Source organism: Actinokineospora pegani (assembly GCF_009745975.1).
Classification (GTDB): domain Bacteria; phylum Actinomycetota; class Actinomycetes; order Mycobacteriales; family Pseudonocardiaceae; genus Actinokineospora; species Actinokineospora pegani.
In genome coordinates this window covers 23,100-44,045 of record NZ_WHOL01000061.1, presented here as the reverse complement: position 1 = coordinate 44,045, position 20,946 = coordinate 23,100, and the positions used below count along the sequence as shown (strand labels likewise).

21 protein-coding genes are annotated in these 20,946 nt (G+C 73.5%); 13 read left to right on the top strand and 8 right to left on the bottom strand.

What is annotated here, in order from left to right:
- The first annotated feature begins 81 nt into the window (after positions 1 to 81).
- A complete protein-coding gene (locus GCL84_RS06930; protein WP_156754530.1) occupies positions 82 to 1,503 on the top strand; it encodes a S8 family serine peptidase in 1,422 nt (473 codons plus the stop codon).
- On the opposite strand, the gene GCL84_RS06925 is transcribed toward GCL84_RS06930, so the two are convergent.
- Together GCL84_RS06925 and GCL84_RS06920 are read right to left on the bottom strand one after the other, a co-directional pair.
- Positions 1,500 to 2,216, bottom strand: a complete 717-nt coding sequence (locus GCL84_RS06925) for a DUF2334 domain-containing protein (RefSeq protein ID WP_197523069.1) — start codon at positions 2,214 to 2,216, stop codon at positions 1,500 to 1,502. The two genes, GCL84_RS06930 and GCL84_RS06925, sit on opposite strands and share 4 nt — an antisense overlap.
- Before the next feature lie 50 nt (positions 2,217 to 2,266).
- Entirely contained in the window at positions 2,267 to 3,148 is an 882-nt protein-coding gene (locus GCL84_RS06920) for a phosphoribosylaminoimidazolesuccinocarboxamide synthase (protein ID WP_156754529.1), read from the bottom strand.
- A gap of 40 nt (positions 3,149 to 3,188) precedes the next feature.
- On the opposite strand from GCL84_RS06920, the gene GCL84_RS06915 reads away from it, so the two are divergent.
- Positions 3,189 to 3,959, top strand: coding sequence for an SAM hydrolase/SAM-dependent halogenase family protein (locus GCL84_RS06915; protein WP_156754528.1), 771 nt, complete (start codon positions 3,189 to 3,191; stop codon positions 3,957 to 3,959).
- 32 nt (positions 3,960 to 3,991) lie between these two features.
- Here the strand turns inward: GCL84_RS06915 and GCL84_RS06910 are convergent, their stop codons facing one another.
- Both GCL84_RS06910 and GCL84_RS06905 read right to left on the bottom strand, forming a co-directional pair.
- Positions 3,992 to 4,924 (bottom strand): hypothetical protein, encoded by a 933-nt coding sequence (locus GCL84_RS06910; protein ID WP_156754527.1) that lies wholly within the window; start codon positions 4,922 to 4,924, stop codon positions 3,992 to 3,994.
- Positions 4,925 to 4,995: 71 nt separating this feature from the next.
- On the bottom strand, positions 4,996 to 5,847 hold the full coding sequence (locus tag GCL84_RS06905; RefSeq protein WP_156754526.1) for a lysozyme: 852 nt from the start codon (positions 5,845 to 5,847) through the stop codon (positions 4,996 to 4,998).
- 317 nt (positions 5,848 to 6,164) lie between these two features.
- On the opposite strand from GCL84_RS06905, the gene GCL84_RS06900 reads away from it, so the two are divergent.
- Complete coding sequence (locus tag GCL84_RS06900) at positions 6,165 to 8,309, top strand: putative bifunctional diguanylate cyclase/phosphodiesterase (protein ID WP_235926042.1); 2,145 nt, start codon at positions 6,165 to 6,167, stop codon at positions 8,307 to 8,309.
- A gap of 36 nt (positions 8,310 to 8,345) precedes the next feature.
- Here the strand turns inward: GCL84_RS06900 and GCL84_RS06895 are convergent, their stop codons facing one another.
- Positions 8,346 to 8,921 (bottom strand): type VII secretion system-associated protein, encoded by a 576-nt coding sequence (locus GCL84_RS06895; RefSeq protein ID WP_235926041.1) that lies wholly within the window; start codon positions 8,919 to 8,921, stop codon positions 8,346 to 8,348.
- Between the two features lie 202 nt (positions 8,922 to 9,123).
- Between GCL84_RS06895 and GCL84_RS06890 the strand changes: the two genes are divergently transcribed.
- Genes GCL84_RS06890 through GCL84_RS06875 form a run of 4 tightly spaced genes read left to right on the top strand, consistent with a single transcriptional unit; the run spans position 9,124 to position 12,066 of the window.
- The gene (locus tag GCL84_RS06890; RefSeq protein WP_156754525.1) at positions 9,124 to 9,498 is read left to right on the top strand and encodes a hypothetical protein; all 375 of its coding nucleotides are present in this window, start codon (positions 9,124 to 9,126) and stop codon (positions 9,496 to 9,498) included.
- A gap of 8 nt (positions 9,499 to 9,506) precedes the next feature.
- Positions 9,507 to 10,865 (top strand): PPE domain-containing protein, encoded by a 1,359-nt coding sequence (locus GCL84_RS30575; protein WP_156754524.1) that lies wholly within the window; start codon positions 9,507 to 9,509, stop codon positions 10,863 to 10,865.
- Complete coding sequence (locus GCL84_RS06880) at positions 10,862 to 11,674, top strand: ESX secretion-associated protein EspG (RefSeq protein ID WP_156754523.1); 813 nt, start codon at positions 10,862 to 10,864, stop codon at positions 11,672 to 11,674. The genes GCL84_RS30575 and GCL84_RS06880 overlap by 4 nt, the downstream gene beginning before the upstream one ends.
- A gap of 11 nt (positions 11,675 to 11,685) precedes the next feature.
- The gene (locus tag GCL84_RS06875) at positions 11,686 to 12,066 is read left to right on the top strand and encodes a sterol carrier family protein (RefSeq protein ID WP_235926040.1); all 381 of its coding nucleotides are present in this window, start codon (positions 11,686 to 11,688) and stop codon (positions 12,064 to 12,066) included.
- A gap of 19 nt (positions 12,067 to 12,085) precedes the next feature.
- On the opposite strand, the gene GCL84_RS06870 is transcribed toward GCL84_RS06875, so the two are convergent.
- On the bottom strand, positions 12,086 to 12,736 hold the full coding sequence (locus tag GCL84_RS06870; RefSeq protein WP_197523068.1) for a TVP38/TMEM64 family protein: 651 nt from the start codon (positions 12,734 to 12,736) through the stop codon (positions 12,086 to 12,088).
- A 108-nt stretch (positions 12,737 to 12,844) separates the two neighbouring features.
- Between GCL84_RS06870 and purF the strand changes: the two genes are divergently transcribed.
- From purF to GCL84_RS06850, 4 genes are all read left to right on the top strand, one after another.
- The gene (purF, locus tag GCL84_RS06865; RefSeq protein WP_235926039.1) at positions 12,845 to 14,428 is read left to right on the top strand and encodes an amidophosphoribosyltransferase; all 1,584 of its coding nucleotides are present in this window, start codon (positions 12,845 to 12,847) and stop codon (positions 14,426 to 14,428) included.
- Positions 14,429 to 14,472: 44 nt separating this feature from the next.
- Positions 14,473 to 15,558: a phosphoribosylformylglycinamidine cyclo-ligase gene (gene purM / locus GCL84_RS06860; protein ID WP_156754521.1), complete on the top strand. Its 1,086-nt coding sequence runs from the start codon at positions 14,473 to 14,475 to the stop codon at positions 15,556 to 15,558.
- 160 nt (positions 15,559 to 15,718) lie between these two features.
- A complete protein-coding gene (arfB, locus tag GCL84_RS06855) occupies positions 15,719 to 16,147 on the top strand; it encodes an alternative ribosome rescue aminoacyl-tRNA hydrolase ArfB (RefSeq protein WP_156754520.1) in 429 nt (142 codons plus the stop codon).
- 67 nt (positions 16,148 to 16,214) lie between these two features.
- Positions 16,215 to 17,288, top strand: coding sequence for an NADH:flavin oxidoreductase/NADH oxidase (locus GCL84_RS06850; RefSeq protein ID WP_156754519.1), 1,074 nt, complete (start codon positions 16,215 to 16,217; stop codon positions 17,286 to 17,288).
- A gap of 101 nt (positions 17,289 to 17,389) precedes the next feature.
- Here the strand turns inward: GCL84_RS06850 and GCL84_RS06845 are convergent, their stop codons facing one another.
- Positions 17,390 to 17,575, bottom strand: a complete 186-nt coding sequence (locus GCL84_RS06845) for a DUF3073 domain-containing protein (protein ID WP_156754518.1) — start codon at positions 17,573 to 17,575, stop codon at positions 17,390 to 17,392.
- A 196-nt stretch (positions 17,576 to 17,771) separates the two neighbouring features.
- Between GCL84_RS06845 and GCL84_RS06840 the strand changes: the two genes are divergently transcribed.
- Positions 17,772 to 18,668: a hypothetical protein gene (locus GCL84_RS06840; RefSeq protein WP_156754517.1), complete on the top strand. Its 897-nt coding sequence runs from the start codon at positions 17,772 to 17,774 to the stop codon at positions 18,666 to 18,668.
- A gap of 82 nt (positions 18,669 to 18,750) precedes the next feature.
- Positions 18,751 to 20,097, top strand: coding sequence for a tetratricopeptide repeat protein (locus tag GCL84_RS06835; protein ID WP_156754516.1), 1,347 nt, complete (start codon positions 18,751 to 18,753; stop codon positions 20,095 to 20,097).
- Here the strand turns inward: GCL84_RS06835 and GCL84_RS06830 are convergent.
- On the bottom strand, positions 20,094 to 20,939 hold the full coding sequence (locus tag GCL84_RS06830; protein ID WP_156754515.1) for an aminodeoxychorismate lyase: 846 nt from the start codon (positions 20,937 to 20,939) through the stop codon (positions 20,094 to 20,096). The genes GCL84_RS06835 and GCL84_RS06830 overlap by 4 nt on opposite strands.
- Positions 20,940 to 20,946 lie beyond the last annotated feature (7 nt).

The following is a 20,946-nucleotide window of genomic DNA, read 5'->3' as shown; positions in this document are numbered from 1 at the left end:
TCCCGAACCGGCCGCGGTGGGGTCTGATGGACGACGGTGCCCACCCTGCCCGGGCGCCGTTGACCCACTCGGAGGACACCCGTGTTCCTGCGCCGACCCGCCAGGCTCCGCCGCGCGGCCACCGCCACCGCGTTCGGCGTCTGCCTGCTCACCGCCACGGCCGTCCCGGCGCCCGCGTCCGTCGAGCAAGAGCCACCCAGCACCGCCGCGCCAGTCGCCGCGCCTGTTGGCGGGCTGCGGTCGTACCTGGTCATCACCTCGCCGCACGCCACGGCGCGGGCGAAGAAGGCGGTCGTGGCGAACAGGGGCGAAGTGTTCGCCTCCTACGACAAGATCGGTGTCGTCGTCGCGCACTCCACGGCCACCGACTTCGCCGAGCGGCTGCGCGCCGCCAAGGGGGTCCAGCAGGTCGGCGCGACCAGGACGAGCGACGTCCCGGCCGCCGCCGCCGACCCGGCGATCCCGCCCGCGCCCGCCCAGACCACCCCGAGCGAGGCCGAGACCACGCGCGCCGACATGACCCAGATCGGCGCGGACAAGGCCTGGGCGGTCGACACCGGCTCCCGCTCGGTCACCGTCGGCGTGCTCGACACCGGCGTCGACGACCAGCACCACGACCTCGAGCCGAACTTCGACGCCACCCAGTCGGCCTCCTGCGCCTACGGCAGGCTCGACACCCGGCCCGGCTCCTGGCGCGAGGTCGGCACGCACGGCACGCACGTCGCTGGCACCATCGCCGCGGCCAAGAACGGCGTGGGCGCCATCGGCGTCGCGCCCACGGTGAAGATCGCGTCGGTGCGCGTCGCCGAGCCGGGCACGCAGTTGTTCTTCGCGGAGAACACCATCTGCGCCTTCGTCTTCGCGGGCGACCAGCGCTTCGAGGTGACCAACAACAGCTACTTCACCGACCCGTGGCAGTTCCACTGCCCGAGCGACCCCGACCAGGCCGCCATCCTGGAGGGCATCGAGCGGGCCACCGCCTACGCCGAGGGCAGGGGCGTGCTGCACGTGGTCGCCGCGGGCAACGCGAACTACGACCTGGCGGCCAAGACCACCGACGGCTCCAGCCCCAACGACTCGACCCCGACGACCAGGCCGATCACCAACGACTGCCGGACCGCGCCCGCCGAGATGCCCGGCATCGTCGCGGTCTCCTCGATCGGCGCGGAGAACACCAAGTCCGGGTTCTCCAACTTCGGCACCGACAAGATCACCGTCGCCGCCCCCGGCGAGGCCGTCTACTCCACCGTCCCCGGCGGCGGCTACGGCGTGAAGTCCGGCACCTCCATGGCCTCCCCGCACGTCGCGGGCACCGCCGCCCTCCTGGCCAGCGCCATCCCCGGCGCCACCCCGGCCCAACTCCGCGCCCGCCTCGCCGCCGACGCCGACGACCTCCCCTGCGCCGACGCCCGCTGCGCGGGCACCACCGCCAAGAACAACTTCTACGGCGAGGGCCGGGTGGACGCGGCGGAAGCCGTCCGCGGGCTGTGGGGAATCCGCTAGCCGCGGATCCGGTCCGGGAGGGTCAGCGGGGTCCGCTGCTCCGGCACCAGGATCGTGCCCAGCAGGCCCAGGTAGGTGCTGGGCACAGCGTCGTGGTCCAACGCCGTGTCCACCGCGTCCAGGACCGCCTGGCGGTGGCCGGGGCGCTGGAGGTCGGCCACGTCGACCGCCAGGCGCAGCAGGCCGCCTCGGCGGGCCGTCCGGGCGGCGGCCAGGACCAGGGCGAAGCAGCGCACCATCTCGGCCCGCTCTCCCCCGCGCAGGCTCTGCACCCGGCCCCGGTGCCGGATGCCCGTCACCAGGTCGTGCACGTCCACCTGGTCGGCGCACAGGCGCAGACCCCGGGCCCGCACCGCGCTGCGCGCGCCCTCGGACACCTGCCAGCGCGGCCCGGTGAAGCCGTCGACCGCCAGGCCGGCCCGTTCGACAGCGGCCATCGCGGCGGTCAGGCGGAGGGCGGACTCGTGGGCGGGGAGGGCGGCGAACTCCGCCCGTCTGCGGCGGACCGCCGGGTTGGCCGCGTGGTTCCAGCCGTGGACCAGGACGCTGCCCGCGGTGCGGACCCAGGCGTTGGTCTCCGGGCCGGTGAGGCCGGGGGCGACCAGGACGGTCAGGGGCACCCCGCGGGCGCCGAGCTCGTCGGCGAACTCGGCGCTGGCGGTCAGGGTGCGGTCGGAGGTTCCGGACAGTGAGACGATCAGTCGTGCTGTCACGGTCCCCAGGACACCGGACGCGGGTGTACCCGAGGTGTCGCTGACGTGTTCTAGGCGATCCAGTCTGCGAAACTCCGGCCGGTGACCAGTTCGTACGCCTGGACGTAGCGGTCACGGGTGGCGGCGACCACCTCGTCGGGGAGGGCGGGGGGCGCGGTGTCGGAGGCGCGGTCCCAGCCCGACTCCGGCGAGGTGAGCCAGTCGCGGACGAACTGCTTGTCGAAGGCGGGCTGCGCCGCGCCGGGGGCGTAGCCCTCGAGCGGCCAGTAGCGGGAGGAGTCCGGGGTCAGCACCTCGTCGCCCAGGACGACCTGGCCGTCGAGGACGCCGAACTCGAACTTGGTGTCGGCCAGGATGATCCCGCGCGTCTCGGCGTGCTCGGCGGCCCGCCGGTAGAGCGCCAGGGTCAGCTCGCGGACCTCGGCGGCGCGCTCGGGGCCGATCTCGGCCACCACGGCCTCGTAGCTGACGTTCTCGTCGTGCTCGCCGATGGCGGCCTTGGTGGCCGGGGTGAAGATCGGCTCCGGCAGCCGCGACGCCTCGACCAGGCCGGGGGGCAGCTCGATCCCGCAGACCGACCCGGTGGCGGTGTAGTCCCGCGTCCCCGACCCGGCGAGGAACCCGCGCGCGACGGCCTCGACCTGCAACATCTCCAGCCTGCGCACGACCAGCGCCCGGCCGCGCACCTCGGCGGGGATGCGCTCGTCGTCCCAGGCCACCAGGTGGTTGGGGACGAGGTCGGCGAGCAGGTCGAACCAGAACACGCTCATCGCCGTCAGCACCCGGCCCTTGTCCGGGATCGGCGAGTCGAGGACGAAGTCGTAGGCGGAGATCCGGTCGGAGGCGACGAGCAGCAGGTGCTCGTCGTCGATCGCGTGCAGCTCCCGCACCTTGCCAGCGGCGATCTTGGGGTAGTCCTCGAGCGTGGCCACGGCGGGGCAGCTTACTGACCTGCTGGGACACTCCGGTGCCATGGGGTACGACCGGATCACCTTCACCACCGACTACGGCCTCGCCGACGGCTTCCCCGGCGTCTGCGAGGGCGTGATCGCCCGCATCGCGCCCGCCGTCCGCGTGCTGCACCTGAGCCACGGCGTGCCGCCGCAGGCCGTCCGCCAGGGCGCGGCGCTGCTGGCCCAGGCCGTCGCGCACCTGCCGGACGCGGTGCACCTGGCCGTCGTCGACCCGGGCGTGGGCACCACCCGCCGCGCGGTCGCGATCCGGGCGGGCGCCAGCGTCCTCGTCGGTCCGGACAACGGCCTGCTCGTCCCGGCCGCCGAGGCCCTGGGCGGGATGACCACCGCGCACGAGATCGTCGTCGACGAACCCGAGCACGCCACCTTCCACGGCCGCGACGTCTTCGCCCCCGCCGCCGCCCACCTCGCCCTCGGCGTGGACCCGGCCGATTTCGGCGACCCCGTCCCTGACCTGGTCCGCCTGCCCGAGATCACCTCGACGGCCGCGCCGGGCAGCCTGACGTCGGAGGTCCTCGCGGTCGACGGCTTCGGCAACCTCCAACTCGCCGCCACCGCCGCCGACCTGGCCACCGCCTTCCCGCGCGGCGCCGAGGTCGAGGTGGCCACCGGCCCGGCCCGGCTGCCCGCGGTCGTCGGCCGCACCTTCGCCGACGCCGACGTGGTCGTCCTGGCCGATTCCGCTGGCCACGCGGCGGTGGCGGTCAACCGCGGCTCAGCCGCGGCCCGCACCGGCGCCCGCCCGGGCGACGCCGTCGTGATCAGCTAGGCCGTGTTCTCGTCCCGGGCATCCGGTCCCCGTCAACCGGACGAGTCCGCACCGGGGTCGGTGACGCCGGGGAACTGGCTGCCGTCGAACTTGGTCGGCCCGAGGTAGCGCACCCTGGCCATCCGCACGCGTCCGGTCGCGGTGAACCCGCTGAACCAGGCCTTGCGCTCGAAGACCACGTCGTCGGCGTGCAGGATGCCGAGGCTCTTCGCGGCGGTGAACCAGGCGTCGCCGTGGACGTGGCAGCCCCACAGCGAGTTGGAGTCGTGCAGCAGGCAGTAGCGCATGGTCAGCTCGCCGACAACGCGCTCGGAGATGTCGAAGTACTCCAGGTCGGCGCCGGTGAGGTTGAGGTCGTAGCGCGGGGTCTGCGGCGTCTCGTCCGCCGTCCTGGGCAGCAGGTCGGCGATGAGGCGCTGCGCGGTCAGCCGGACCTGCTGCTCGCCGCGGTCCAGCTCGGCCGGGTCCGCCGGCCGCTCGAACGGCCAGCGCAGGTAGGCGCAGAACAGGTCGAGCACGGTCTGGGTGTACTCGGGCCTGCTGCGCGCGACCCCGGCGAGCACGTGCAGCGCCCCGACCCGCACCTGCCCGGCCTCGCTGCCCAGCAGGTCCACCGCGCGGGCGAAGCGCTCGTCGGCCACCCGTTCGCGGTCGTGCTCGGCGCGCTCGGAGTCCAGCCGCTGGCGCTGCTCGTCGGTGCGCCGCTTCCGGTCGTTGATCCACAGCGCGTAGAGGGCGACGACCGCGCCCGCCGCCAGGCCGCCGGTCTTGAGCGCCTCGCCCTTGCTCGCCCCCGGCTCGCCCAGCAGCCACCCGGTGACCAGCGCCAGCAGCCCGGTCGCCACCAGGAACGTCGCACCCAGCCACAGCCGCGACCCCCGGTCCGACCGGCGCAGCCCGACCAGCGCGAGCACCCCCGCCGCGAGGAGCAGGACGCCGCCGCCGATCACCAGTGCCAGCCACACGCGGCGGGAAGCTACCGGACCCGGGACCGCCGTGGGGCGGTCCCGGGTCCGGTGGGGCTGGGATCATGTTGCTAGCCGGTGGCCAGCACCCGCAGGCGATCGATCGCGCCGTTGAAGTAGTTCTGGTCGAGCGGGGTGGAGGTGTGCTGCCAGAAGGTCCACACGCCCCAGTTGTAGGGCAGCGCGCCGACGCTGGAGCTGTACCTGGCCACCCACAGCGGGTTCGTGTTCGCGAACTGCTGGGCGGTGCCGACGCACTGCGACCACCAGCTCGTGGAGGTGTAGAAGATCGGGTCGCGGCCGGTGCGGGACCGGTAGGTGTTGGAGAAGTCCCTGATCCACGCGGCCATCGATGCCTGGGACAGGCCGTAGCAGGTCGCGCCGTACGGGTTGTACTCCAGGTCGGCCACGCCCGGGAGGGTCTTGCCGTCGCCGGACCAGCCGCCGCCGTTGTTGACGAAGTAGTTGGCCTGCGTCGCGCCGGAGGAGCGGTCCGGCAGCGCGAAGTGGTAGGTGCCGCGGATCATGCCGACGCCGTAGGAGCCGTTGTACTGCTGGGTGAAGTACGGGTTCTTGTACCCGGTGCCCTCGGTCGCCTTGACGAAGGCGAACCGCTTGCCCGCGGCCCAGTGCCCGGCCCAGTCCACGTTGCCCTGGTAGCTGGCGACGTCGATGCCCGCGACCGTGGCGGCGACGCCGATCTGCTCGGCGCTGCGCGAGGTGGCCCCGGCGGGGTCGACGTCCTCGTGCTCGCGGATCTGCGAGCCCATGGTGTGGTTCATCGTGGCGTCGGCCTCGTCCTGGCCCGCCACCGCCGCGGGGACGAAAGCGGTGAGGCCGATGGCCGCGGCGGTGGCGGCGACGGCCGCGCCGATGGTGCGTCTGGTGCGTCTGGTTCCTGGGGTGGTGACGTTCGTTGACATTGACGCCCTCTTTCCAAGTGCCCTCGAGACGGGCTGCCGAGACAGGGAGCAGCCCAGGCCTCGATTGTTATGGCTTTACCATCCATTTGTCACGCTTCTGTGTGAATGACTCACGAAAGATGGTGGGAGCTGGGTATATGTCACTCGAAGGGGTGGTGAACTCTTCGCGAGATCACTGACGGTCGACTGCTTTGCGTAGTTGTGGGTAAGCGCTGAGTGAGCATGTGCAAAACGACCCGCGATGTCCGCACCTGGGCTGGCTACCTGCCGCTGAAGAGGCGAAACTGTCCGTCGAAACCGCGGGGAGGGTTGTGGTGGTGGACAGCACGGCACAGCGAGCCGGGGTTGACGCGTTCGCCCGCGTCTGGGCTGCGGCCCTGGCCGAGACCGGGTACGCGGGCATGGACCGCGACGCGCTGGTCGACCGGGTGCGCGAGCACACGGGGGTGCTGGTCGCGGCGCTGCGCGCCGAGCGCTTCGACCCGGAGCCGGTCGAGCGCGTGGGCGTGGCCCTGGTCGAGCTGCGGCTCACCGCGGCCCGCACGTTGGCCGCCTCGGTGCAGCTCATCGGCGAGGACCTGCTGCGCGTCATCGGCGCGGAGGGCGACCGGGCCGCCGCCAGCCGGGTGACCGCCGTGCAGGGGGCCTTCGCCGCGGGCTTCGCGAACGCCCTGCGCGACAAGATCTTCCGCGACCAGGAGGTCATCCGCCGGGCCGCCCTCGACGCCCGCCGGGGCGCGGAGTCCGCCCTGCTGGCCAGCGAGGCGCGCTTCCGCGCCATGTTCAGCCAGACCGCCGTCGGCATCTGCATCAGCGACGCCGCGGGCATGGTCATCGACGTCAACGCCGCCCTCGCGGGCATGCTCGGCTACCGGCTCTCGCAGTTGCGCGGGGTCCCCGTACTCAAGCTGCGCCACCCCGACGAGCCCACCGCGCTGACCGGTCCGCTCGACGACATGCGCGCGGGCCTGCGCGACCACTACCGCGCCGAGCGCCTGCTGCGCCGCGCCGACGGCTCCGCGCTGCGCACCGACCTGTCGGTGTCGCTGGTGCGCGACGAGGTCGGCGCGCCGCAGTTCCTCGTCGCGATGGCCGAGGACATCACCGAGCGCCACCGGCTGCAAGAGCGGCTGCGCCACCAGGCCAACCACGACCCGCTCACCGGCCTGGCCAACCGCTCGCTGTTCACCGAGCGCCTCGCCGAGGTTTTCGGCCGCGGCGGCGACCACCGCGTCGGCCTGTGCTACCTCGACATCGACGGGTTCAAGGTCATCAACGACAGCCTGGGCCACCACATCGGCGACCAGCTCCTGGTGGCCATCGCCGAGCGGCTCGACCGGCTGGTCAGCACCCCGGACCGGCTGGTGGCCAGGATGGGCGGCGACGAGTTCGTGGTCCTGTGCTCGGGCACCACCCGCCGGGCCATGGAGGAGCTCTCGGACAAGATCTTGCGCGCGCTGGCCGAGCCGGTCCCCATCGGCGGGCACCGGCTGGGCGTCTCGGCCTCGATCGGCCTGGTCGAGCGCTCCGTCGGCGACGCCACCCCGACCGAGACCATGCGCGACGCGGACGTGACCCTCTACTGGGCCAAGGCCGACGGCAAGAACCGCTGGATCGCCTACGACCCCGACCGCAACGCCCGCGAGGTCGCCCGCTTCACCCTCTCGGCGCGCATGCCCGCCGCGGTGGAGAGCGAGGAGTTCTACGTCGACTACCAGCCCATCGTCCGGCTCAGCGACGGCAAGCTCACCGGCGTCGAGGCGCTGGTCCGCTGGGCGCACCCGGAGCTGGGCAGGCTCGGCCCGGACCGGTTCATCGGCCTGGCCGAGGAGACCGGCCTGATCGTCAACCTCGGCCGCTGGGTGCTGCGCGAGGCCGCGGGCCAGGCCCGCCGCTGGCGCGACCGCTACGGCGACGGCGCGCCCATGGTCAGCGTCAACCTCGCCGCCCGCCAGACCCAGGAGCCCGACCTCGTCTCCGACGTGGAGACGATCATCGGGGCGGCGGGCCTGCCGCCGTCGAGCATCCAGCTCGAGCTCACCGAGTCGGCGATCATGGGCACCACCGGCGGCCCGCTGCGCACCCTGCGCCAGATCGCCGACCTGGGCATCCGCATCGCCATCGACGACTTCGGCACCGGCTACTCCAACCTGGCCTACCTGCGGCACCTGCCCGTGCACGCGATCAAGCTCGCGGGCTCGTTCATGGAGGGCCTCAGCGCCACCCACCCGTCCGACCCCGCGGACGAGACGATCGTCACCACGCTGGTGTCGCTCTCGCACGCGCTGGGCCACGAGGTCATCGCCGAGGGGGTCGAGGACTCCACCCAGGCCGAGCGGCTGCGCGCCATCGGCTGCGACAGCGCCCAGGGCTGGCTGTTCGCCAAGGCGGGGCCGCCGGAGGAGATCGAGCGGATGCTCGACGCGCAGTTGCTCACCGCGCCCGCACCGCGCCGGGGCTGAGCGCCCGACCGCCGGGGAGGGCGTCCGCGCGGGGTGTCACCGACTGGCGACGAGGCCGCGCAGGTCCTTCGCCGGGAACACCGCGGTGAGCGGTCCGAGCGGGTTCACCACGAGCGGCAGCCCGCCGAGCCCGGCGGCCAGTTCGGCCCCCGCGACCTCCCGCACCCCGGGCCACTCGGCGGGGACGTGCGCCGCCGACGTGCACGCCGGGACCACCAGCCTGCCGCCCCGGTCCGGGAACGCCGTCACCCGCTGGTCGTCGCGGCCGCAGGCGTAGACCAGCAGCGGCGTCCCGAGCACGGCGGGCACCAGTTCGCGCTGGTCGCGGTGGCGGGTGTGGACGAGCTGGATCAGCCGTTCCAGCGGGTTCGACGTCATCGGCAGCCGCAGCGCGACCGGCGAGGGCCGGTATTCGGCGTTCGCGCGGAAGCGCTCGACGATCTCGCCGTCGGCGTCGACCGGGTAGGCGCCGACGACACCCCAGGGCGGGACCTCGACGCCGGGCGCGAAGCCGGGGTCGATGACGTAGAGCCAGCTGTTGGGGTTCGACCGGGCGCTGGCGCGCATGTCCAGTGTGATCTCCGGGTGGTCCACTCCCCGAGTTTCGGCCACCGGAGATCGTTTCCGAACCGACGCCACCGGAACGAGTGACAGGCGACTGGTCCGGGTACTTGCGTCGCACAGCAGGTGACGGGCCGAAACGGCTGTGGCCGGGTTCACCGGAACCCGCGGGAATCCGGGAACCGCTCCACAACGTCGGTCGTCAGAGATACAGTCGTCGCGGTAGCACACACGTAGGGGGTCTGAGGTGTACATGGCCGATGGTGGTGGGGGGTCTGTCCCCGTCGCGCCCGATTTCGCGGGCACGCGGACGCTGAGCGTCGAGCCTGCCGCGATCCCGGCGGCGCTCGCGGCGTTCCGCGAGGCGTACGACCGGGTGGAGGCCAAGGTCAACCAGCTCAGCGGGCTCGAGGTGCCGGACTGGGCGCGCGACCCGATCAGCGGTGAGGCCGCGACCGAGTTCATCGATCGAACCAACGGCGGCGGCGCGGACTCGGCGATCACCTGCCTGCGCGGCTACCAGGAGCAGTTGCGCGCCGCGGTCGAGGCGCTCGAGGGCGCGCACGCGGCCTACGAGCAGACCGAGGGCACGAACAGTGCCATGTGGGGCAAGCGGGACCAGGGGTGAGCTGACAGATGACCATGCACCGGTGGGAAGGCTACGACCACCCAACCCTGTTCAAGATGATCAACTCGGGCCCCGGTCCCGGCGCGTCGACCGCGCAGACCGAGTACTGGGAGAGCCTCGCGGGCGAGCTCGAGCAGATCGATGGCGACCTCAACTCCAAGCTGAGCACCCTCTCGGTCACCTGGGAGGGTGGCGCGGCCGACGGCGCGCAGGCCGGGCTGACCCCGCTGCAGGCGTGGGCGGCCGACGCCAAGGGCGGCGCCTCGGTGATGGGGGCGTCGACCGAGTACCAGGCGGACGCGGTGGCCAAGGCCCGCGCCGAGATGCCGGAGCCGGTCGCGGTGACCACCCCCGCGCCCTCGGGCTGGCAGACGGTCGGCGCGGGAGCCGCGGCGGTCTTCGGGTTCACCGGCCCCGCCGAGGCGGTCATCCAGCAGGCCCAGGACCACGAGATCCAGGAGGCGAGGCAGAGCGCCGCCTCCCAGCAGGCCGTGGACACCATGGAGAAGTACCAGTCCAAGACCAACTTCAACACCGCGACGCTGGGCAAGTTCGTCCCGCCCCCCACCGTCGTGGTGTCCACCCCCGCTCCTGACGGCGGCGTCGGCTACCAGGCCGGCTACGCGTTCTCCGGCGGGTCGGCCTTCCCGTCCGGTGGCGGCGGCACCTCGGCCGCGTTCTACTCCGGCGCCCCGGCCAACGGTGGCGGCGGTGGCGGGTTCGTCCCGCCCGCGGGCGGCGGTGGCGGTTCCTCGCTGCCCGCTCCCCAGTTCACCGGCGGCCAGATCACCCCGACCCCGGTCAACGTCGGCGGCGGCACCACCCCGGCGGGCTACGTCCCGCCGACGGGCGGCGGCGCGCCGACCACGACCGGCATGCCCGGCCTCACCGGCGGTGGCCCCGGCGGTCCCGGCGACGCCCGGTTCGGTCCCGGCGGCGCCCGGTTCAGCGGCACGCTCAACCTCCCGGCCGACGGCGCGGTCCGCCCCAACGGCGGTCTGGCTCCCGGCGCGAGCGCCATGGGCGCCGAGGAGTCGGCGCGGCGCGCAGGCGGTCTCGGCGGCTCCCCCGGCTCCAGCCTCGCGGGCGACGCGGCCAGGCAGAACAGCGCCATGGGCCGCGGCGGTGTCGCGGGTGCGGGCGGCTCGGTCGGCGGCGGCGACTCCGTCCTCGGCAGCCGCGGCGGGGCCGCGGGCGGCGCGGCGGGCAAGGGCGGTGTCGGCGGCGGCATGGGCACCGGTGGCCGCGGCGGCGCCTCCACCGAGGAGGAAGAGGACTTCGAGCACGCCAGCTACCTGGTCGAGGCCGACGACATCTTCGGCGACGAGCGCACCGTCGCGCCGGGTGTCCTCGGCACCGACCAGTGACCTCGTTCGGCGTCGTGGACCTCGACGACCGCCCGCCGGTCACGCTGTCGGCCCTGGAGTTCGACGTGCTCTGGGGCCACCTGAAGCCGGGCACGATGCCGCTCGTGGTGAAGGTGCCCTCCCCGGGGCGCACGCACGAGGAGCGGTCGGCCATCGAGGAGCGGGTCTGGGCCGGGCTCGACCAGCGCGGCCTGGGCCGCCGGGTCGACGTGCACCCCGAGGTGGAGCACCTGTTCGGGGTCATCGCCCGCCCGGACCGCGAGATCGACGGCCGCACCTGGGTCGGTCGCCCGCTGCGCTTCCTGGTCTGCGCCACCGGCAGCGACGCCGCGGTGGTGACGCTCAGCGGTGACCAGATCACCCTGGGCCGCACCTCGGCGGCCAACCTCCCGTTCGCCGCGGTCGGCCTGCTCCCGGCCCACCCGGCAGGCCCCGGCCAGTCGGTGACCCTGCGCACCGAGGACTTCGAGGCCGCCGCCCGCGAGGGCGACGGCACCCAGAAGGGCTTCGAGTTGGCCCTGTCCAGCCGGGGCGTGCGCAAGGACGACGTCGACGCCCTGGTGGCCATGCTCGACGACGTGCGCGGCACCGGGAACCTCGGCGCCGCCTCCCGTGACCGCCTCGGCCGCCGCCACCGCGCCGACCGGGTGGTCTCGTTCTTCGACACGGACGCGGGCCGCTACGTGCAGGTCCGCCGCCCCGGCCCCGACGGCACCGCGTGGACCACCATCTCCCCCGCCGACAACCGCCGCATGGCGCACAACGTCGAGGAGATGCTCGCCGAGGTCCGACGCACCGCAGAGGACTGACCGCGACCCCCGTGCCCACCCGCAAACCCCCCACCCCGGCCGAGCTCCGCACCGCCGTGGCCGCCACCCTCCCCTGGCTCCACGGCGAGGCGGACCAGCCGCCACGCCCCACCCTCGCCACGGCCGTCCGCCTCAGCCTCCGCACCCTCGAATCCGACGCCCCCGGCCACACGGTCGAGGTCCGCGTCCCCCCGTTCGCGGCCGTCCAGTGCATCGAGGGCCCCCGCCACACCCGGGGCACCCCACCCAACATCGTCGAAACAGACCCGCGCACCTGGCTGGAACTGGCCACCGGCCTGCTCGACTGGCCCACCGCCCTAGCCGAATCCAGGGTCTCCGCCTCCGGCGCCCGCGCCGACCTGGCGCCTCACCTGCCCCTGCTGAGGTACTGAGCCCGCGGATCTCCCGTTCTCAAACCCTCACCACAGCCTCCGGCCGGGCCCGCTTCAACGCCACGTACATCAACACCCCGCCCACGACCGCCAACACCCCGTACACGGCCAACAGCGCGGGCGGCGTGGTCCCGGTCAACGCGTCCCCCAACAACACCGCCGCCACGGTCCCCGGCAGGCTCCCCACCACCGTCCCCACGATGTAGGGCCGGAACCGCACCACCGACAGCCCCGAGCAGTAGTTCGTCAGGAAGAACGGCACCATCGGGATCAGCCGCAGCGACAGCATCCCCGCCAGCCCGCCAGCCTCGATCCGCTGGTCCACCACCCGCACAGCGGCGTGGTCCAGGTGCTGCTCCAGCCACCGCCGTCCGATCCCGCGGGCGAGGTAGAAGGCGATCGTCGCGGCCAGCCCGGTCGCGAGCATCGCGAGCAGGATCCCCCAGCCCTCGCCCAGGACCAGGCCGATCGACAGGTTGAACACCGTGCGCGGCACCGGGGCCACGGTCAGCAGCGAGTACGCGGCCAGGAACAGGACCGGGGTCGCCCAGCCCAGGCCCCTGGCCCAGTCGCGGACCTCCAAGGGGGTGGGCAGCGGGACCAGCGCCCCCACCACGACGAGGGCGGCGAGGGCGAGGACCAGCACGATCAGCACGCGGCGTCCGGACACCCGGTCAACGGTAGCGCCGTGACGTGACCCACCTCGGCTCGGTCGGAAGCCCGGCGTGCAGGACCTACACTGTGGTGCAGCCCCGACCCGTCCAGAGGGAGAGCTTCGGTGGTCTTCGACCAGTCTGAGCCCGCATCCGCGCAGTCCGAACCCGCGAAGCCAGAACCCCCGAAGCAGGCGACCACCGACCAACTCGAGCCAGAGCCCCGCGAGGAGTGCGGCGTCTTCGGCGTCTGGGCGCCGGGCGAGGACGTCGCGAAGCTGAGCTACTACGGCCTCTACGCGTTGCAGCACCGCGGCCAGGAGGCGGCGGGCATCTCGGTCTCCGACGGGCGCCAGATCGTGGTGTTCAAGGACCTCGGCCTGGTCAGCCAGGTGTTCGACGAGCAGGTGCTCTCCAGCCTGCACGGGCACGTCGCCGTCGGCCACTGCCGCTACTCCACCACCGGGTCCACGACCTGGGAGAACGCGCAGCCGACGTTCCGCACCACCGCGACCGGCAGCGGCCTGTCCCTCGGGCACAACGGCAACCTGGTCAACACCGCCGAGCTGCGCGACCGGGCCGCCGAGCAGGGCATCACGTCCATGCGCGGGGTGACCACCGACTCCGACCTGCTGACCGGGCTGCTGGCCGCGGGCGCGGCGGACAAGGGCATCGAGCAGGCGGCGATGGAGCTGCTGCCGACGGTGCGCGGCGCCTACTGCCTGGTCTTCGCCGACGAGTCGACCCTCTACGCCGCCCGCGACCCGCACGGCGTGCGACCGCTGGTGCTCGGCCGCCTCGAGCGCGGCTGGGTGGTGGCCAGTGAGACGGCCGCGCTGGACATCGTGGGCGCGTCGTTCGTGCGCGAGGTCGAGCCGGGCGAGCTGATCGCCATTGACGCCGAGGGGCTGCGGTCCTCGCGGTTCGCCACCCCGGAGCCCAAGGGCTGCCTGTTCGAGTACGTCTACCTGGCCCGGCCGGACACCACGATCTCCGGCCGCTCGGTGCACTCCACCCGGGTGGAGATCGGTCGCAAGCTCGCCGTCGAGCACCCGGTGGAGGCCGACCTGGTCGTGCCGGTGCCCGAGTCGGGCACCCCGGCCGCCATCGGCTACGCCCAGGGCAGCGGCATCCCCTACGGCACCGCGCTGGTCAAGAACGCCTACGTCGGCCGGACCTTCATCCAGCCGTCGCAGACCATCCGCCAGCTCGGCATCCGGCTCAAGCTCAACCCGCTGCGCGAGGTCATCCGCGGCAAGCGCCTGGTCGTCGTCGACGACACGATCGTGCGCGGCAACACCCAGCGCGCCCTGGTCCGGATGCTGCGCGAGGCGGGGGCGCTGGAGGTGCACGTGCGCATCGCCGCGCCGCCGGTGAGCTGGCCGTGCTTCTACGGCATCGACTTCGCCTCCCGCGCGGAGCTGATCGCCAACGGCCTGGACACCGAGGGCATCCGCCGCTCCATCGGCGCGGACTCGCTGGGCTACGTGTCGCTGGAGGCCCTGGTCGCGGCCAGCGAGCAGCCCAAGACGCGGCTGTGCGCGGCCTGCTTCGACGGCAAGTACCCGATCCCGCTGCCCGACGACGCCCTGATCGGCAAGCACCTGCTGGAGGGCATCGGCCCAGGGCTGGAGAAGGGCGTCACCGGCTCGGCGACGCCCGTGCCGGTGGCCGGGTACGGTGCCGAGGACGCGCTGCGGCGCCCCTGACCGCCCAGCCACACCGCCCCCTCTCCTGCGAACGCGATTGAGCCATGACTGAGAACCCGACCGACCCCGTCCTGTCCGCCACCTACGCCGGCGCGGGGGTGAGCATCGAGGCCGGGGACGAGGCCGTGGAGAAGCTCAAGCCGTGGGCGGCCAATGCCACCCGACCGGAGGTCCTGGGCGGCATCGGCGGATTCGCTGGTCTGTTCCGGCTCAAGCTGGACCGCTGGCGCGAGCCGGTGCTGGCCTCCTCCACCGACGGCGTCGGCACCAAGATCGCCGTCGCGCAGGCGATGGACGTGCACGACACCGTCGGGGTGGACCTCGTCGCCATGGTCGTCGACGACCTGGTGGTGTGCGGGGCGGAGCCGCTGTTCCTGCAGGACTACATCGCCGTGGGCAAGGTCGAGCCGGACAAGGTCGCGGCGCTGGTCAAGGGCATCTCCGAGGGCTGCGTGCAGGCGGGCTGCGCGCTGCTGGGCGGCGAGACCGCCGAGCACCCCGGCCTGATGGCCGACGGCGCCTACGACCTGTCGGCCACCGGCGTCGGCGTGGTCGAGGCCGACGCGGTGCTCAGCCCGGAGCGGGTGCGCCCCGGCGACGTGCTCATCGGCATGGGCTCGTCCGGCCTGCACTCCAACGGCTACTCGCTGGCCAGGCACGTGCTGCTGGAGATCGGCAGGCTGAACCTGGAGGGCCACGTCGAGGAGTTCGGCCGCACCCTGGGCGAGGAGATGCTGGAGCCGACCCGCATCTACGCCAAGGACTGCCTGGCGCTGGTCGCCGAGGCCGAGGTGCGCACGTTCGCGCACATCACCGGTGGTGGCCTGGCCGCCAACCTGGCCAGGGTCATCCCGCAGGGCCTGCACGCCACCATCGACCGGGGCACCTGGACCCCGCAGCCGGTGTTCTCCATGATCGCCCAGCGCGGCCGGGTCGAGCGCGAGGAGATGGAGCGCACCTTCAACCTGGGCGTCGGCATGGTCGCCGTCGTCGCGCCGGAGGAGGCCGACCGGGCCCTGGCGGTGCTCACCGCCCGGCACGTCCCGTGCTGGCACCTCGGCGAGGTCCGCCCCGCCGCCGACCCCGACGGCCCCCGCGCGACCCTGATCGGCGACCACCCGCGCTTCTAGCCGGAAAAGCGCTTCGCGGCGTTCGGGCGGGTCCGTCATGCTCTGCCTTTTTCTCCCACCACCCACCCCCTCGTCCCCGCCCGGCACCGTTCCCGACTTGGTCGGGCGGCCGCCGGAAAAGCGCTTCGCGGCGTTCGGGCGGGTCCGTCATACTGGAGGTATGGCCGAAGATCTCGTGGTGACGCGCGCGCTGGTGATCCCAGCGGGCGAGTTGCGCGAGCGCTTCTCCCGCTCGTCCGGCCCCGGCGGCCAGGGCGTCAACACCGCGGACAGCCGCGTCGAGCTGTCCTTCGACGTGGTCGGCTCGACGGCGGTGCCCGAGCACCTGCGGCCCCGGTTGCTGGACCGGTTGGGCACCCGCCTGGTCGACGGCGTGCTGACGATCGCGGCGAGTGAGTTCCGCGCCCAGTTGGCCAACCGCGCCGCTGCCCGCGACCGGCTGGCCGCGCTGCTGCGCGCAGCCGCCGCCCCGCCCCCGCCGCCGCGGCGGGCGACCAAGCCGAGCCGGGGCTCGCGGGAGCGCAGGCTCACCGCCAAGAAGCAGCGGTCGCAGACCAAGCAGGGCCGCCGCACCCGCTCCGACGACTGAGCAGGAACATCCCGGCGCACCCACCGGTTGGATTCGTAGTATTGCGAATCACCTGTGGAGGAGTGCTGTGAGCCAGTTGTTCAGCCCGTACACGCTGCGGTCGGTCACCCTGCCCAACCGGGTGGTCGTCAGCCCGATGTGCCAGTACTCGGCCACCGGCGGTCTCCCCGACCAGTGGCACCTGGTGCACCTGGGCTCCCGCGCGGTCGGCGGGGCGGGCATGGTGATGGCCGAGGCGTCCGCCGTGGAGCCGATCGGCCGCATCTCCCCGGAGGACACCGGCATCTGGTCGGCCGAGCACGCCCAGGCGTGGCGGCCGATCACGGCGTTCATCAAGGACAACGGCGCCGTGCCCGCCATCCAGCTCGCCCACGCCGGGCGCAAGGCCTCGACCTACAGCCCGTTCGCCCCGGGCAGGGGCGGGGTCGCCGACGCGGACGGCGGCTGGACCCCGGTCGGCCCGACCACCGAGCCGTTCAGCCCTACCTACCGCGTCCCGCGCGCGCTGACCGAGGACGAGATCGCCGGGGTCGTGGCGAAGTTCGCCGAGGGCGCCCGGCACGCGCTGGCCGCGGGCTTCGAGGTGGTCGAGGTGCACGCCGCGCACGGCTACCTGCTGCACGAGTTCCTGTCGCCGCTGTCCAACACCCGGACCGACGGCTACGGCGGCGACGCCGAGCGGCGGCTGCGCTTCCCGGTCGAGGTCGTCCAGGCGGTGCGCGCCGCGGTCGGCGAGGACGTGCCGGTGCTGGTGCGAATCTCCGCGTCCGACTGGACCGAGGGCGGCCTGACCGAGCAGGACTCGGTTGGGATCGCCCGGGCGCTGGTGGACGCGGGCGCGGACCTGGTGGACGTGTCGACCGGCGGCAACGTGCCGCACGCGCGGATCACGACCGGGCCCGGCTACCAGGTCCCGTTCGCCGCGGCGGTGCGCGCCGGGGCCGGGGTGCCCACCGGGGCGGTCGGCGAGATCACCGACGCGCACCAGGCCGAACGCGTCCTCGTGGAGGGTGCGGCCGACCTGGTGCTGCTGGCCCGCGAGCTGCTGCGCGACCCGTACTGGCCGGTGCGCGCGGCGAAGGAACTCGGGGACCTCGGTGACGCGGTGGCCCCGCCCGCGCAGTACGCGCGGGCATACTGACCGCTCACTGAAGGCCACCGCGACACGGGGTCGCGGTGGCCTTCAGCGGCGGTGCGAGAGGGAATATGGGCCCGGCACCGGTGGAGGTGACGGGCCCGGGGTCATCGCCGGTAGTCGTCGTAATCGTCGTCGGGCGAGTCGTCGTAAGAGTCACTCTCCTGGTGGCCCTCCTCCGAACTCGAGTTCGACAGCTCGCGCTGCAAAGCATCGAAGTCTGTGTGGTGTGAGCTGTACTTGAGCTCCCGGGCCACCTTCGTCTGCTTGGCCTTAGCTCGGCCGCGCCCCATGGCTCGACCCCCTCGCACAGAGACGGGGCGGCCGGGGGAACGGCGGCCCCGTAGATGTCGACAAATGATTCCTAGTAGCTACCGTACCGTGCCGAAGGGGTTCCATGCGACGCGGCAGGGGTGTGCAGATCCTGACATGTCGCCGAACTCCGTCCCCGGGGCCCGCGACGCCCGCCCGGCGTGGAACGATGGTCTGGTGCCCAGACCGTTCGTGGCCTACCTGCGGGTGTACGAACCGCTGTCCGCCTTCGACGAAGCGCTGGTCGCCAGGCTGCGGCCGGTGGTCGACGCGGGCGGTCTCGACCGCTCGGACGTGGGCAGGCGCGAACGTGAGGTATGGCTCAAGTCACAGCTCTACGCGCCGCCGTCAACCCTTCCGGGTGAGCTCCCGGACGGTCGCCAGTCCACCAGCGCCGTGCGCGACCTCCTGGTGCTCGACGTCGCCGACATCCCGGTCACCGACGGCGGCGCGGCGGTCGGCCCCGGTCCGCTGATCTGCCCGCTGGACCTGCGCGCCCGCTCGGCCGCGGCGATGGTCGGCTTCATCACCACCGCCACCCCGGTCCTGCGCGACTCCGCCCTGGCGGGCACCGCCGAGGCCGCCAGGGGCAAGGCCGCGACCGTGCTGGGCGAGCTGCCGCGCGGGGCCGTGCACGTGGTCTCCACGACCTGGACCGTGCCGCTGCCCTGGTTCTCCCTGGTCGACCCGGCCGCCAAGCAGGTCGTGGCCGCTCCGCCGACCGACCCGCGCAGGCAGGTCTTCTGGCGCGCCGCCATCGGCGACGCCCGCCGCCGCGCCGAGCGCGCCCGCGACCTGGCCGCCACCACCTTCGGCGAGTCCGGCCCGACCAGGGTCCTCGCCGACACCGTCCGCTGGCTCGAGAACTTCCACGACGCCTCCGCCGTCGAGCTCGACTACGGCGGCCTGGTCCAGCTCATCGACGACGACCAGCTCGCCGCCGACACCTCCGCCGAGGACGTGCACGCCATCCTCGAGGCCCTTGAGAGCTCCGACGCGGAGGCCGTCGGCGAGCGCTTCGACCGGCTGCGCGAGTTCTGGGGCGGCCTGGCCGCCCGCGAGCAGCAGAACTGACCGCAACGCGAACGCCGCCTCAGACGATCATCCCGGATGGGGGACGCTGACGCCCGCTCCCCCGTCACTGGGGAGGAAGACCTTGAACGAACCACGCGACCCCTGGGCCGCGGCGGTGGCGAACGCCTCGCTGCTCGGCCTCGGCTACGTCCTGCTGCGCCGGTGGCGCCTCGCGGCCGGGACCGGGCTGGCCACCGCCGCCCTGCTCACCGTGCTGATCGCCACCAGGTCGGTCTGGGCGCAGGTCGCCCTGGCCGCCTGGTGGGCGCTCATGATCGCCCACGGCTGGCGCCTGGCCGCCCGGGGGCCGGTCGCCGCCTCGCCCGGCCAGCGCGGCTTCGCGCTCGCCGTCGCGCTGCCGGTCGTCCTCGTCGTCGCCGCGGTCCGCACTGAGGCCGCGATCATCGACAACGCCGTGGACCAGGCCCGCGCCGACCGGGACTGCGCTGCGGCCGTCGCCGCGACCGACCGCGTGCACACCACCCACCGCGTCGGGGCCGCGCCGCTGGCCGCGGACCTCGACCGGGTCCGCGCCGCCTGCGCGGCGGTCGCCGACGCCCGCGCGCACATCGCCGCCCTGCGCGCGGGCCGGGCCGACGAGGTGAACGACGTGCTGCGGGCCCTGTCCAGGGCGCTGCCCGACGGCAAGCCCTTCGTCGACGCCGAGATGGAGCACCTGTTCGAGTCGATCGAGCGCGACACCGACTGCGCCGCGGGCGCCATCACCTCTGTCCTGCACGACGCCGCCCCCGGCGACGCCCTCGTCGAGCAGGCCCGCGCGGCCGCCGACCGCATCGCGCCCCCGGCCCTGCTCCGCTGCGCCGAGCGGTACGAGAGCTACGGCGACCTCGACGAGTCCCTGGACCTCGTCACGCGCTTGGCCACCGACCACCCCGACGCGCCGGAGGCCGGGAAGGCGAAGGACGCCGTGCACCGCCTGGGCAAGGCCATCGAGCGGCGCGACATCCGAGCCCTCATGCGCGACACGGCCACCGGCCCCCGGTACTGCGCGAACCCGAAGGGCTTCAGCGACGCCCCCGAGGTCGCGGCGGGCAGCGGCAACCGCGTGCTGGTGTTGGACTTCACCGAAACGGTCACCCTCCCCGGCTCCATGCGGACCACGGAGCTCGACGAGGCGGCGTTGGTGCTGTGCGTGCGGTCCTTGGATCTCGGCCCGCAGGTGGACTCCTGCGACTTCACGGCCGACGGCGTTCCGCTGCTGGTCCGCTACCACAAGGCCGTGGTGTCGTTCTCGCTCTTCGAGCTGCGCACGGGCAAGAGGCTCGCCAGCGACACCGTCACGGTCGATGGGGCGAGTTGCCCCTCCACGATCAAGGTCCCCGCCCACGCCCGCGGCCGGCACGACATGGTCGTGGTCCCCTCGGAGACCCAGGTCCGCGACGCCTTCGCACCCACCTTGACCCGTTAGACGTACTCGGACTCGTGCAGTGCCATCAGCTCGGCGTGCAGGTCGGGCTGGTGGGTCAGCTCGACCCCGTCCAGGACGCGCACCTGGGTGATCTTGCGGACCGAGGACGCCAGGAACACCGCGTCGGCGGTCCACAGGTCGGCGACCGGGATCGCCTCGACCCTGGTCGTCCACCCGGCGCGCTCGGCGGCGCGGAACAGCGCGCCCTGCGTCGTGCCCTCCAGCACGCCGCTGCTGGGCGGGGTCGTGCGCAGCACCCGGCCCTGGACCACGACCGCGGTCGACATGGGGCCCTCCAGCACCGTGCCGTCGGCGGCGGTGAAGATGACGTCGTCGGCGCCCAGCGCATTCGCGTGCCGGGAGGCGGCCATGTTCACCGCGTAGGACAGCGTTTTCGCGCCGAGCAGCAGCCACGGCGCCGCCGCGGCGATGGCCGGGTCGAACCCGCGCGCCAGGGTCACCGCGGACACCCCGCTGACCCTGGCCGCGAGCTGCGACTCGGTGATCGGCAGGCCGAGGACGTAGGCCGTGGTCGACCCGTCGCCGAACTCCGGGCCCCGGGTGTAGACCAGCTTGAGCGCCATCTCGCCCGCGGCGGGCCACTCGTCGACCACCAGCCCGCAGGTGCGCTCCCAGGCGGCCAGGTCGGGCGCGGGCAGGTCGAGCATCCGCGCCGACCGGGCCAGTCGCCGCAGGTGCGGGCCGAGTTCGCGGGGTCTGCCGTCGACGACCAGGACGGTCTCGAACACGCCATCGCCGCGCAGCAGCCCCAGGTCGTCCACGCGGATGTGGCAGCCGTCCGGGTCGAGCAGGGTTCCGTCCAGCAGTGCCAGCACGCGCATGGCGGAA